The organism is Niveispirillum sp., assembly GCF_052437035.1.
Taxonomy (GTDB): Bacteria; Pseudomonadota; Alphaproteobacteria; order Azospirillales; family Azospirillaceae; genus Niveispirillum.
On record NZ_JBQVOH010000033.1, the window covers coordinates 1 to 689 of the forward strand.

Genomic DNA, 689 nt, shown 5'->3' on the forward strand with positions numbered 1-689 from the left:
GCCCTCTCCCTCTGAAGGGAAAGGACCACGCCGCCGGCGAACGCGAGATTTGCTCAGTGGACCGAGGCCAGAAGCTTGGCACCCTTGGCTTCCAGCTCGAGCCGTCCATCCTGATGCGGACGCTCGCGGGCCAGCGCGGTGATCCCCTGCACGAAGTCGAAGATCGATGCGGGCGGGTGCCCCTCTTCCTGCAGCACGCTGCGGATGATCCGCTCGCTCTCGCCCTTCGAGAAGCCGCGTTTGCGCAGGAAGGTCTGCCGATCGTCATCGTCGCGCGCGACGATCGCGGCCCGAGCGGCCTTGATGCCGTTCATAAAGGAGACCGGCGAGGAAGAGGCGAAGCGTTCGAGCGCGGGCGCCGCTTCCTGCGCGAAGCGACCGGCCGCGAACTTGCTGTGCCGGATGCTGATCTCTTCGAAGCCCTCGGCGCCCCAGATGTTCCGGTTCATGCAGACGGCGCGAAGATAGAAGGTCGCCATGCCGAGGGCTTTCGACCCGACCTCGCTGTTCCAGCAGTAGAAGCCGCGGAAGAAGAGGTCGGGATCGCCGTTCGGAAGCTTGCCCGCCTCGATCGGGTGCGTGTCATCGACCAGAAAAAGAAAGACCTCGCGGTCCGAGGCATAAAGCGTGGTCGTGTCGCGGCTGACATCGACATAGGGATTATAGTACATGTTCGACCAGTCGAGCAC

The 689-nt window shown here is 63.9% G+C and carries 1 pseudogene; it reads right to left on the reverse strand.

What is annotated here, in order from left to right:
* Window positions 1-53: 53 nt before the first annotated feature.
* A pseudogene (locus ACT6Q8_RS25505) lies at window positions 54-689 on the reverse strand (DUF932 domain-containing protein); the annotation flags it as partial.